Below are 11,908 nucleotides of genomic sequence, written 5' to 3' on the forward strand. Positions count from 1 at the left end.
CTCTCAGAAGCCGTGGGGCAGCCACGGGGCGACCGGGGACGCGAACGCGGTCGTGGCCTCCGTAAGGGCGCCCTGACGGGCCTCCTGGACGCGCCCCGCACCCGCCAGCGCGGTCAGTGAGACGCCGCCGAGATACGCCGCTCCCAGGTCCCGCGCGCCCAGCCGGAGATCGGGGGCGTCGTCCGTGCGCTCGCAAGAGGCGCCCTTGGCGTCGCCGCTCAGCCGCCAGCGCCCCTCGTTCCAGGGGCAGAAGGGGTCCGTGACCTCCAGGACGGTCTCCACGGGCGTCGTGTACGTCCGCGCCTCGAGCGCGGCCCCCACGTCCACCAGGCGGACGAACAGCGAGTCGCGCAGCCTTACGGCGCACCGCCGGATGTCCGAGACCATGAGCTGCCAGGGATCGTCGACCGGGCGGGGGCCGGTCCGGATCACCGAGGTCAGGTCGAGGTCGAAGAGGAAGCGCCACAGCGCCGCGTAGGACGCCGGGTCCAGGGCCTCCAGGTCGCGCAGGACGACCGTGCCCTTCGGCCCGGCCAGATCCCAGTCGGGCTTGACCGCGAACCGCGCGTAGCCGCTGACCTCGCCGCCCGACTCGGCCAGCACACAGCGCAGCGGAGACGCCCCCTCGCGGTCGCCCGGCGGGTCCAGCAGCGGCATCCGCTCCCAGCCGGGGGCCCGCTCCAGCATGCCCGGCCGGGTGCGCACCCGCCGGGCGTAGACGGCCTCGCACGCCTCGACGGCGGACTCCAGGGGCACGGCGCGCAGCCGTACGTCGTCGGCGCCTTCGGGGGCGGTCAGCCGCACCCGGGCGGTGTCGATCTCGGCGTTGGCGTTCTGCGTGGCCGCGCCATAGCCGAACCGTCCGTAGATGTCCGGTTCCGACGCGGTCAGAACGGCCAGCGGCTCATCGCCCGCCGCGCGGATGTCGTCCAACTGCCGCCGCATCATGGCCCGGAGCACCCCGCGCCGCCGGTGCGTGGCCTGCACGCTCACCATCGTGACCCCGGCCGCCGGTACGACCCCGCCGCCCGGGACCGACAGCCGGAAGCTGAACAGCCCCGCCGTGCCGACGATGTCGGCGCCGTCCCAGGCGCCGATCGAGCGCTCGCATTCGGTCAACTCCCGCCAGAGCGCGGATTCCTCCGGCGCTTCGGGAACTCCTCCGAATCCGAGTACCAGTTTTCCGTACCAATCATCCCAAACCGATGGGTCGAGCACACGCAGCTCAGTCCTCATATTCCCATCCCTAGCAGCCGTTTCACGTACACGCGAACGAATTTCGCTTACGATTGCCCCCCTGGCTGGGTGGTTCAACGCGCCACGAATCGACGCGCGTCCGAACGGGTGGGTAGGGTCCCGATGCAATGACTGGCGGCGTGGACACTCCGTGGGCCCGGATGCGCAGAGTTCTGCACCGGGCTCGCACAGGCGTGCGCAAAGCCGGAGTGGACTACTTCCGGGGTGAGGGCTCCGACCGGCTCGCCCTGACCGCGCTGCTCCTCGGCGTCCCCGCCATCGCCGGAGGCACCATCGCCCAGCCCGACTGGTGCTCCCCGTCCGCCCTCGTCCTGCCCATCGTCGCGGGCGGGCTGCTGCTGCGCCCCGCCAGCCTGCTCGCCCTGTACGCGGCGGCCGCCACGGCACTGATCGTGGAGTCCGCCGTGCTCGGCCCGTACACCGAGGAGGACGCCTCCTCCCGGGTCACCCCCGGCACCATCCTGGTCGTCGCCGCCGTCGGCTTCTTCGGTCTGCTGATCGCCCAGTTCCGCAGCCGCGTCGGGGTGCCGTGGCGGCGCGGCGGCACCATGCTCTTCGACCTGCGCGAGCGCATCCGCGTCCAGAGCAAGCTGCCCAACCTGCCGCGCGGCTGGCACCGCGAGATGGCGCTGCGCCCGGCCGGCGGACAGTCCTTCTCCGGCGACTTCGTCGTGGCCGCCCGCACCGGCGGCGGCCGCACCCTCGAGGTCGTCCTCACCGACGTCTCCGGCAAGGGCATGGACGCCGCCTCGCGCGCCCTGCTGCTCTCCGGCGCCTTCGGCGGCCTCCTCGGCTCCCTGCCGCCGCACGGCTTCCTCCCGGCCGCCAACGGCTATCTCCTGCGTCAGGACTGGGACGAGGGCTTCGCGACCTCCATCCATCTCGTCCTCGACCTCGACAGCGGCGACTTCGAGCTCTTCTCCGCCGGACATCTGCCCGCGCTCCAGCTGAGCGCGGGCACCGGCAAGTGGGAGGAGAAGTCCGCCGACGGCCCGCTGCTCGGCGTCTACGACGGTGCTCAGTTCGACCCCACCAAGGGGACCTTGCGGCCCGGCGACGTCCTGATGCTCTTCACCGACGGCCTCGTGGAGACCGCCGACCGGGACATCAGCGAGGGCATCGACCGCCTCACCGGCGAGGCGGACCGCTATGTCGGCTCCGGCTTCCACGGCGCGGCCTGGCATCTGATCGAGACGGTCGCGAAGGACGTCAACGACGACCGCGTCCTGCTGCTGATCTGCCGCCAGTAAGGGCGACTCGCGGGCACCAGTAAGGGCGCTTCGTGCGCTTCGTGGCCGCCGGTAGGGGCGCCTCGCGGCCCACCTGCAGAGGCGCCTCGCGGCCAACCGGTAGGGGCGCCTCTCCGCAGTCGGTACGGCCGCCTTACGGCCGCGCCGGACTGCCCCGCGGCGCCTTGAGGCCCGACCGGCCCGCCCGGCGGGGGTTAGCCCCACCCCGGATACGCCGGTGGCCGTCATGGCTGCCGAGGGGCCGTGATCCGTACGTTCGAGGGGAATCGGGCGAACTCCTCGGAAGGGTCACCACCATGGGGCTGCGCAAGCGGCGACAGACACCGTCGGCACCGGCGCCGCACCACGCCCATGCCATCGAACTCCACGGCGTCCAGCGCCGCTACGGCCGGGGCCGCACCGCCGTCCACGCCCTGCGCGGCATCGACCTGGCCCTTCCGCACGGCAGCTTCACCGCCGTCATGGGCCCCTCCGGCTGCGGCAAATCGACATTCCTGCAGTGCGCCGCCGGGCTCGACCGGCCGACCGCCGGGACCGTCAAACTCGGCGGCACCGAAATCACGGGAATGAGTGAGAACAAGCTCACCGCGTTGCGCCGCGCCCGCCTCGGGTTCGTCTTCCAGTCCTTCAACCTCCTCCCCTCCCTGACCGTTGAGCAGAACGTGCTGCTCCCCATGCGGCTCGCGGGCGCCCGCCCCGACCGCCACCGGGCCCATGAGGTGCTCGCCGAAGTCGGCCTGGGGGACCAGGCCAGGCGGCGGCCCGGTGAGCTCTCCGGCGGCCAGCAGCAGCGGGTGGCCATCGCCCGCGCCCTCGTGACCCGCCCCGACGTGGTCTTCGCCGATGAGCCGACCGGCGCCCTGGACACCAACACCGCCGCCGAGGTGCTCACCCTCCTGCGGCAGGCCGTCGACACGCTGGGCGCGACCGTCGTGATGGTCACCCACGACCCCGTCGCCGCGAGCTACGCCGACCGCGTGCTGTTCCTCGCCGACGGCGCGATCGCCGACCGGCTTCTCCGCTCCCCGGCGCACGAGATCGCCGAGCGGATGACCCGCCTCACCGCCCGCACCCCGGCCCTCGCGGGCGCCCGGTCCGCGGAGGGGGCCCGATGAGGCCGCTCACCAACGGACTGGCCCGCGCCGCCGTCCGTTTCAAGCCGTCCGCCTTCGCGGGCACCTTCGTGGCCCTGGCCATGGCCGCGGCGATCGTCTCCGCGTGCGGCATCCTGCTGGAGACCGGGCTACGGGCCTCCGTACCGCCGCAGCGCTACGCGAGCGCCCCGGTTGTGATCGCCGCCGACCAGCGGGTGCACTACGTCATCGGCCACGGCGACGGCCGCTCGGACGAATCCGAGCAGGTGCCCGACCGGGCCCGGCTCGGCGCCTCCCTGGTGGCCACCGCCGCCCGCACCCCCGGGGCCGCCGCCGCGGCCCCGGACGTGACCTTCCCCCTGCGCACCGCCCACGGGGCGCTCACCGGCCACGGCTGGGGCTCGGCGCCCTTCACGGGGGTGGCGCTCGCCTCGGGGGCCGCGCCCCGCGAGGACGAGGCCGTGCTCAGCCCCGGGGCCGCCCGTGCGGCGGGGACCGGCGTCGGTGGCCGGATCACGGTGACCGCGCCGGACGGCCGCCACACCTTCCGGGTCTCCGGTGTGACCCGTAAGGCGGGCGGCGCCGACGGTGACGGCCTTACGGCGTGGTTCACCGACCGCCGGGCCGGTGTGCTGAGCGGCCACCCCACCACCGTGGACGCGGTCCTCGTCCGCCCGGGCACCGGCATCGGCGCCGACCGGCTGGCCGGACACCTGGAGCGGACCGTGAAGGGCGCGGCGCACTCCCCTCGTGTGCACACCGGCGGCGGGCGCGGCGCCATCGAGGAGCCCTCACTCGCGAACGCCAAGGAGATGCTCATCGCGCTCGGCGGCTCCTTCGGCGGCATCGCGACCGCCGTGGCCGTCTTCACCACCGCGGGCACCGTCGCCCTCTCCGTCGGCCAGCGCGGCCGCGAGATGGCCCTGCTGCGGGCTATCGGCGCCACCCCGCGCCAGATCCGCCGCTCGGTCGCGGCCGAGGCGCTGCTGGTCGCCCCGCTCGCGGGCGCGGTCGGCCTGCTGCCCGGATGCGCGCTCGCCCGCTGGTGGTTCGGGCAGCTCGAGGAGAAGGGCGCCATCCCCGGCCCCGTGGAGCTCGCCATCTCCTGGATCCCGCTCCTCGTCGCCGTCGGCGCGGGCCTCCTCACCTCGCTCCTGGCGGGCCTGATGGCCGCCCGCCGCCCCGCGCGGATCCCGCCGGGGCGGGCGCTCGGCGAGGCGGCCGTGGAGCGGCTGCGGCCCGGTGTGATCCGTACGGTCCTCGGCGTCGCGGCCCTGGTCGGCGGCATCATCATGACCGGCATCGCCGCCTCCGCCTCCGGCGACGACGCGGCCAACGCCGCCCTCGGGGTCGTGATGCTCTTCATGCTCGCCGTGGCGCTGCTCGGCCCGGTCATCGCCCGCCTGTGCGCCTGGCTGATCGGCCTGCCGCTGCGCGCCGGACCGGCGCCGGCCCATCTGGCCTCGGCCAACAGCCGGGCCAACGCCCGCCGCCTGGCCTCGGCGATCACCCCGATCGTGCTGGCCATGGCCTTCGCCTCGACCCTCGTCTTCATGCACACCAGCGAGGACCACGCGGGCGCCCGCCAGCGGCGGGCGGGCATCGTGGCCGACCAGGTGATCTCCGCCCCGGAGGGGCTGCCGTCCGGTACGGCGGCCCGCGCCGCTTCCGTACGGGGCGTGGCCGCCTCTGTGGGGCTGCTGCGCACCGGGGTGCTGGTCCCGGTGGGCTCGGGCGACGGCCGCTGGCTGCGGACCGCGTCGGCGCAGGGTGTCTCCGGGAGCGGCCGCGACCTGGCGGCCGTACAGGACCTCGACGTCCGTAAGGGGCGCCTGGACGCCCTGGGACCGGGCCGGGTGGCCGTGGACGGGCTGCTGGCGAAGGCGGCCCATGCCCGGGTCGGCCACCGGCTCGCCCTCCACCTCCCGGACGGTACGACGATCTCGCCCACCGTGGTCGCGATCTACGGGCGCGGGCTGGGGATCGCCGAGCTCACCCTCCCCCGTACGGCGCTGTCCGGCCATGTGACGTCGTCGTTCGACAGCGATGTGCTGGTGCGGGACGCCCAGGGCGCCGACCGTAAGGCCGTCGCCGCCGCGCTCGGCAGGCGGCTCGGCGAGGACGTCACCGACCGGGACGGCTATGCGGCGGCCCAGGACGAGGAGCGGAAGCTGAACGCCTGGGCCAACACCGTCATGGCGGGCGTCCTCGGCGGCTTCGCGGCCGTCGCCGCCGTCAACACTCTGGTGATGACCGTGCTGGACCGCCGCCGCGAGCTGGGCATGCTGCGGCTGATCGGCTCCACCCGGCGGCAGGTGCTCGGGATGGTGCGCTGGGAGGCGCTGCTGGTGGCCACGGCGGGCATCGGCCTGGGCACCGCGATCGCCCTGGCCACGCTCGTGCCGATGATGCGCGGCCTGACCGGCGAGGACCCGTACGTCCCGCCGCTGACCTACGCGGGCTTCGCGGGTACCGCCGTGGCACTGGGCCTGGCGGCGACGGCGCTCCCGGCCCGGGCGGCACTGCGCCGCACGACGCCGAAGCCGTGAGCCGTAAGCCTTGAGCCGTGGATGAGCCGTGGATGAGCCGAGAAAGGGCTGGCCCGTGGGGATCCGCGGTCCAGCCCTTCGCGTCGTGGCGGCCGTTGGCGCGCTAGCCCGTCGTCGTACGGCTGCGGGCCTGTTCGGCGGGGTCCTTACGGAAGGCCCAGGCCATCTTCGGCTCCATGGCGAAGCGGAAGGCGCGCTGGACGGGAGGCGTGCACAGCACGGTGACCACGGTGGCGGCGATGATCGTGACCGCGATCTCTCCCAGCGGCTGGTGCAGCCACTCGTACTTGTCGAACCAGCCCCAGAACCGGGAGCCCTTGGCCAGGAAGCCGTGCAGCAGATAGCCGTACAGCGTCCCGGCGCCCAGCACCGTGAACCACATGTGGCGCCGCGGCACCCAGGCGAAGAAGCAGCTGACGAGCACGACCGAGCAGCCGAAGAGGGCGAGCGTCATCACCGGGCCGGTCCACGGCGGCGCACCCAGCTCCTGGACGCTGTCGCGGTGGTAGAACCACGCCGAGCTCATCCGCGGGGCCGCCCAGTAGGCGAACACGAAGGCACACGCGAAGATCGGCACCGACGCGATCCGCACCGAGCGGCGGCGGATCATCTGGAAGTGCTCGGGCTTCATGCACAGGCCGAGGATGAAGAACGGCAGGAACTGCAGCAGCCGCTGCATGTCCAGGTCGTCGCCGATGTCGGGCGAGACCGCCGCGAGCGTGGCGACGGCGAGCGCGAGCGGGATCGGCCAGCGCACCAGCTTCCAGATCGGAGTGGTCAGCCGCCATACGAACAGCGAGACCAGGAACCAGGTGAGGTACCAGGGGTCCAGCAGGCTGAAGTCGTACGTCGGGTCGTCGTCCGCCCAGCGCTTGAACAGCGTGTACGCGACCTCGAAGAGCACATAGGGCACCGCGATGCCGGTGATCAGGCGCTTGAGCCGGTCCGGCCGCATGTCGAAGCTGCGCGAGAAGTAGCCGGAGATCACGATGAAGGCCGGCATGTGGAAGGTGTACACGACCATGTACAGCGCTTCCGCGGTGCGGCTGGTGTCGGTGAGCGGCTCCCAGGAGTGGGCCATCGCGACCAGCACGATCGCGAGGTACTTCGCGTTGTCGAAGAACGCGTCCCGCTGTTTGGGCTGCTGCCCGGCGGGGGAGGCGGCGGGCGGGGTGGTCGCCTGCTGCCCTGGTTCTTCGGCCCGCGGCGAGGGGGGAGTGGGCGCCGCCTCCTGGGGGAGCGGGGTCCGCTGATAACCGTGCGGGCGCAGGGAGTTGGTCACAGGCCCTCCCACCAGGAACTGGGGGAGACCACCCGGGACCTCACTGCGCGTGGGGGAGTCATGGCAGCGTGAAACATCTGAGGCACGATAGCGCCGAAACCTGTATTGCGTAAAACCTCGTTCAGTTTGCTTTCCGTTCATAGTCTTCACGCCGCGGCCGATAGTCGACCCCGGTATGTCGACCGAGGAGTCGACAAAGCGATGCGATCATTCGATATCCGGGCGCAGACTGTCCGTTCTGATGGCTTTCATCCCACTTAATTGGGGCATATGCCCCGCAGGAGGCTCTGGCGGAATGTCTGATTCATTGATGTTTTGTCACCCTGCCGAGTGACCGCCGAGTGAATTCCGAATTCCCGCCCGAGGTCATCCCGGGGTGATCGGAATTTATCGGTCGGGCGGCTCGCCGAGTTGTGGGGAGTGTCACCCGTAACCCTTTGAATGAACGCTTACCGGACGGGTACCGGAGGGGTGGGCACCGTGTGCACATGTGACCGTTTATCGCTCCACCCCACTGCTGAGCGGCGGGAGTTGATGGCACGATGGTGGCTGCGGGGGTGTGCGGGGTCGCGTGCTTCCGGGGCCTGTGAGACGTGTGCGACCGAGGGTGGGATGTTGTGGCCATTTCCCTGTCATTGGTACTGCTGGTGGGCATCATCCTGGTGTTCATGATCCGCAATGGCCGGCTCAAGTGGGGACCGGCCCTGGTCGCGATCCTCTTCGGGTTCCTGCTCGCCTCGTCCAATATCGCCCCGGACATCCAGAAGTTCCTCGACTCGGCCGCCGAGGCCATCGCCGACATCAACCCCTGATCGCCGACCCCTGGCATCGACTCACGAGGCATCCGCCCCCGCGTCCCGGGGAGCGGATGCCTCGGCGCGCGAGTGTGCGCAAATGCGAACGGCCCGGCTCGGGGCACTCCCCGGGCCGGGCCGAAAGCTATGGAGCGGGCGACGGGAATCGAACCCGCGTAGCCAGTTTGGAAGACTGGGGCTCTACCATTGAGCTACGCCCGCACACGCCGCGTACACGGATGCACCGGTCTCCCGGACACCCCCGCCCAGGCATGATCGCCCGGATCGCGGCACGGCATGCATCGTAGCGGTTCCCGACCGTTCCCCGCACACCCTTGCCCACCAGTCGAATAACCGGCAGCCGGGGCGTCCGCGGGCATGTACCCTACGTGTCGCACCGACGGGGTGTGGCGCAGCTTGGTAGCGCGTCCGCTTTGGGAGCGGAAGGTCGTCGGTTCGAATCCGGCCACCCCGACCATCCACAGGCGTCAAGATCGCGTTGTGGGGCCCGTCATGCTTGCGGTTACTATGCAAGCTGCGTGTCTGTGTCTTTTTAACCGGACGCGAATCCGCTGCGACGCGACAGCGCACCGCAGCTGAACACCACACGTCAGCCCCCAAGGAGACCGAAACCGTGAAGAGCGCCGTGGAGAACCTGAACCCGACCCGGGTTCGGCTCACTGTCGAGGTGCCCTTCGAGGAGCTCAAGCCCAGCCTCGACGCGGCGTACAAGAAGATCAACCAGCAGGTCACGGTGCCTGGGTTCCGTAAGGGCAAGATCCCGGCCCGCATCATCGACCAGCGGTTCGGTCGTGGCGCCGTGCTGGAAGAGGCCGTCAACGAGGCGCTCCCGAAGTTCTACACCGACGCGGTCAATGAGGGTGAGCTGAACCCGCTCGGCCAGCCCGAGGTCGACATCACCGAGCTCAAGGACAACGAGCTGCTGACCTTCACCGCCGAGGTGGACATCCGCCCGGCGATCGAGATCCCGGACTACTCCGGCATCGAGGTCACCGTCGACTCCGTCGAGGTCTCGGACGAGGACCTCGACAAGTCCGTCGAGCAGCTGCGGGAGCGCTTCGCCACCACCAGCCCGGTGGAGCGCGCCGCCGCCGAGGGCGACATCGTCGTGATCGACCTCGAGGCCAAGGTCGACGGCGAGGTCCTGGAGGACGGCGTCGCCACCGGCGTCACCTACACCATCGGCTCGGGCGAGCTGCTGGACGGCATCGACGAGGCCGTGACCGGCCTGGAGGCGGGCGGCGAGGCCACCTTCACCTCCGAGCTCAAGGGCGGCTCCGCCCAGGGCAAGGAGGCCGCGGTCTCGGTCAAGGTCTCCGAGGTCAAGGCCCGTGAGCTGCCCGAGCTCGACGATGACTTCGCCCAGCTGGCCAGCGAGTTCGACACCCTCGAGGAGCTGCGCGGCGACAGCCGTAAGCGCCTGGAGCGGTCGAAGAAGTTCGAGCAGGCCACCCAGGCCCAGGAGAAGGTGCTGGACGCCCTGCTGGAGCTGGTCGAGGTGCCGATCCCGGAGAAGCTCCTCCAGGAGGAGATCAACACCCGTAAGCACAACCTCGAGCACCACCAGCTCGCCCAGATGGGCATGAACCTCGACTCGTACCTGCAGATGCAGGAGAAGACCGCCGAGGAGTTCGACGCCGAGCTCAAGGAGCAGGCCGAGAAGGGCATCCGGACCCAGTTCGTCCTCGACGAGCTGGTCAACAAGGAGCAGCTGTCCGTCGGCCAGGAGGAGCTCACCGAGCACCTCATGCGCCGTGCGCAGTCCTCCGGCATGAGCCCGGACCAGTTCGCCCAAGCCGTCGTCGAGGGCGGCCAGGTGCCGATGCTCGTCGGCGAGGTCGCCCGCGGCAAGGCGCTGGCCGTGGTGGTCGAGGCCGCCAAGGTCGTCGACGACAAGGGCGAGACCGTCGACCTGGACGACGAGGAGGACGAGACCGGCGAGACGGTCGAGGCCACCTCCGAGACCGCCGAGGAGCCCGCCGCGGCCGAGGCGGAGGCCGCCGAGGCGCCCGCGGAGGCCGAGGAGAAGCAGGACAAGACCGAGAGCTGATCCCGGTCCGCTCCACAGCCCGTACGAACGGGCCCGAACGTCTGCACGCGTCCGGGCCCGTTCGTGTTCCGCGACGCCGGTCCGGCGCCGGGACATGCGCTCAGAGCGAACAGTTCCTGATGCGGGATGGCGCCCGCCGACCAGCGCGTTAGGGTCCGTAGATACGAGGGCAGGGGAGTCTCGCGAGCCCGCCGGCAGATCGGCGGCCAGGCCCCACACCCCAGAAGAAGACGCTGAGACGGCCAGTTAGCCGTCAGAGACGAGCAGGTGGATACGTGACGAATACGATGCCTTCCGCCGCCGGCGAGCCGACCGTCGGTGGCCTCGGCGACCAGGTCTACAACCGGCTGCTCGGTGAGCGGATCATCTTCCTCGGCCAGCCGGTCGACGACGACATCGCCAACAAGATCACGGCTCAGCTGCTCCTGCTCGCCGCCGATCCGGAAAAGGACATTTACCTCTACATCAACTCCCCGGGCGGCTCGATCTCGGCGGGCATGGCGATCTACGACACCATGCAGTACATCCAGAACGACGTGGTCACCATCGCCATGGGCCTCGCCGCTTCGATGGGCCAGTTCCTGCTGAGCGCGGGCACCCCGGGCAAGCGCTTCGCACTCCCCAACGCCGAGATCCTGATCCACCAGCCCTCCGCGGGTCTGGCCGGTTCCGCCTCGGACATCAAGATCCATGCCGAGCGGCTGCTGCACACCAAGAAGCGCATGGCCGAGCTGACCGCCTTCCACACCGGTCAGACGGTTGAGCAGATCGTCCGTGACTCCGACCGCGACCGCTGGTTCTCCGCCGATGAGGCCAAGGCGTACGGCCTGGTCGACGACGTCATGACGTCCGCCTCCAGCGTTCCGGGCGGGGGCGGCACCGGGGCCTGAGTCCCGCCGTCCCGTAGCCGACCTCCAGCCCTCAGATCGCCACAGGATGGTGAAGACCCAGATGACCAACTTCCCCGGCAGCGGCCTGTACACCGGCCCGATGGCCGAATCCCGCTATGTCGTTCCGCGTTTTGTCGAGCGCACCTCCCAGGGCATCCGCGAGTACGACCCGTACGCCAAGCTCTTCGAAGAGCGCGTGATCTTCCTGGGCGTCCAGATCGACGACGCCTCGGCCAACGACGTCATGGCGCAGCTGCTGTGCCTGGAGTCGATGGACCCGGACCGTGACATTTCGGTCTACATCAACTCTCCCGGTGGCTCGTTCACCGCGCTGACCGCCATTTACGACACGATGCAGTTCGTCAAGCCCGATATCCAGACGGTGTGCATGGGTCAGGCGGCGTCCGCCGCGGCCGTGCTGCTCGCCGCCGGTACGCCGGGCAAGCGGATGGCCCTGCCCAATGCCCGGATCCTGATCCACCAGCCGTACAGTGAGACCGGGCGCGGCCAGGTCTCCGACCTGGAGATCGCGGCCAACGAGATCCTCCGGATGCGCTCGCAGCTCGAGGAGATGCTGGCCAAGCACTCCACGACGCCCATCGAGAAGATCCGCGACGACATCGAGCGGGACAAGATCCTCACGGCCGAGGAGTCCCTGGCGTACGGTCTTGTCGACCAGATCGTCTCCACCCGTAAGACCTCGGTCGGTCTCGGCTGAATC

General features: G+C 70.8%; 9 protein-coding genes and 2 tRNA genes. 8 read left to right on the forward strand and 3 right to left on the reverse strand.

Annotated features, from left to right (window positions below; genetic code table 11):
• Nucleotides 1-3: 3 nt before the first annotated feature.
• The gene (locus tag JK364_RS09420) at nucleotides 4-1,236 is read right to left on the reverse strand and encodes a GNAT family N-acetyltransferase (RefSeq protein ID WP_201849553.1); all 1,233 of its coding nucleotides are present in this window, start codon (nucleotides 1,234-1,236) and stop codon (nucleotides 4-6) included.
• A gap of 128 nt (nucleotides 1,237-1,364) precedes the next feature.
• Here JK364_RS09420 and JK364_RS09425 point away from each other — a divergent pair, with 128 nt between their 5' ends.
• From JK364_RS09425 to JK364_RS09435, 3 genes are all read left to right on the forward strand, one after another.
• Complete coding sequence (locus JK364_RS09425) at nucleotides 1,365-2,507, forward strand: PP2C family protein-serine/threonine phosphatase (RefSeq protein ID WP_201849554.1); 1,143 nt, start codon at nucleotides 1,365-1,367, stop codon at nucleotides 2,505-2,507.
• A gap of 296 nt (nucleotides 2,508-2,803) precedes the next feature.
• A complete protein-coding gene (locus JK364_RS09430; protein ID WP_201849556.1) occupies nucleotides 2,804-3,622 on the forward strand; it encodes an ABC transporter ATP-binding protein in 819 nt (272 codons plus the stop codon).
• Nucleotides 3,619-6,150: an ABC transporter permease gene (locus JK364_RS09435; protein ID WP_201849559.1), complete on the forward strand. Its 2,532-nt coding sequence runs from the start codon at nucleotides 3,619-3,621 to the stop codon at nucleotides 6,148-6,150. Before JK364_RS09430 ends, JK364_RS09435 begins: the two co-directional genes overlap by 4 nt.
• A gap of 103 nt (nucleotides 6,151-6,253) precedes the next feature.
• On the opposite strand, the gene JK364_RS09440 is transcribed toward JK364_RS09435, so the two are convergent.
• Complete coding sequence (locus JK364_RS09440) at nucleotides 6,254-7,432, reverse strand: acyltransferase family protein (protein WP_201849560.1); 1,179 nt, start codon at nucleotides 7,430-7,432, stop codon at nucleotides 6,254-6,256.
• Nucleotides 7,433-8,049: 617 nt separating this feature from the next.
• On the opposite strand from JK364_RS09440, the gene JK364_RS09445 reads away from it, so the two are divergent.
• Nucleotides 8,050-8,244, forward strand: a complete 195-nt coding sequence (locus tag JK364_RS09445; protein ID WP_201849562.1) for a hypothetical protein — start codon at nucleotides 8,050-8,052, stop codon at nucleotides 8,242-8,244.
• A 130-nt stretch (nucleotides 8,245-8,374) separates the two neighbouring features.
• On the opposite strand, the gene JK364_RS09450 is transcribed toward JK364_RS09445, so the two are convergent.
• Nucleotides 8,375-8,448: transfer RNA gene (locus tag JK364_RS09450), tRNA-Gly, on the reverse strand.
• 179 nt (nucleotides 8,449-8,627) lie between these two features.
• On the opposite strand from JK364_RS09450, the gene JK364_RS09455 reads away from it, so the two are divergent.
• From JK364_RS09455 to JK364_RS09470, 4 genes are all read left to right on the forward strand, one after another.
• Nucleotides 8,628-8,704, forward strand: a tRNA-Pro gene (locus tag JK364_RS09455).
• A gap of 156 nt (nucleotides 8,705-8,860) precedes the next feature.
• Nucleotides 8,861-10,297 carry a trigger factor gene (tig, locus tag JK364_RS09460; RefSeq protein ID WP_201849564.1) on the forward strand — a complete coding sequence of 479 codons (1,437 nt, stop codon included), beginning with the start codon at nucleotides 8,861-8,863 and terminating at the stop codon, nucleotides 10,295-10,297.
• A 287-nt stretch (nucleotides 10,298-10,584) separates the two neighbouring features.
• Nucleotides 10,585-11,187, forward strand: coding sequence for an ATP-dependent Clp protease proteolytic subunit (locus JK364_RS09465; RefSeq protein ID WP_198548849.1), 603 nt, complete (start codon nucleotides 10,585-10,587; stop codon nucleotides 11,185-11,187).
• 46 nt (nucleotides 11,188-11,233) lie between these two features.
• The gene (locus tag JK364_RS09470; protein ID WP_201849566.1) at nucleotides 11,234-11,905 is read left to right on the forward strand and encodes an ATP-dependent Clp protease proteolytic subunit; all 672 of its coding nucleotides are present in this window, start codon (nucleotides 11,234-11,236) and stop codon (nucleotides 11,903-11,905) included.
• Nucleotides 11,906-11,908 lie beyond the last annotated feature (3 nt).

Source organism: Streptomyces endocoffeicus (assembly GCF_016741935.1).
Lineage (GTDB): Bacteria > Actinomycetota > Actinomycetes > Streptomycetales > Streptomycetaceae > Streptomyces > Streptomyces endocoffeicus.

What these genes read in the sequence shown, in the direction of transcription:
- JK364_RS09465 (WP_198548849.1), top strand. Translation starts at nt 10,585, where the DNA reads ATGCCTTCCGCCGCCGGCGAGCCGACCGTCGGTGGCCTCGGCGACCAG.
- JK364_RS09425 (WP_201849554.1), top strand. Translation starts at nt 1,365, where the DNA reads ATGACTGGCGGCGTGGACACTCCGTGGGCCCGGATGCGCAGAGTTCTG.
- JK364_RS09430 (WP_201849556.1), top strand. Translation starts at nt 2,804, where the DNA reads ATGGGGCTGCGCAAGCGGCGACAGACACCGTCGGCACCGGCGCCGCAC.
- JK364_RS09420 (WP_201849553.1), bottom strand. Translation starts at nt 1,236, where the DNA reads ATGAGGACTGAGCTGCGTGTGCTCGACCCATCGGTTTGGGATGATTGG.
- JK364_RS09470 (WP_201849566.1), top strand. Translation starts at nt 11,234, where the DNA reads ATGGTGAAGACCCAGATGACCAACTTCCCCGGCAGCGGCCTGTACACC.
- JK364_RS09435 (WP_201849559.1), top strand. Translation starts at nt 3,619, where the DNA reads ATGAGGCCGCTCACCAACGGACTGGCCCGCGCCGCCGTCCGTTTCAAG.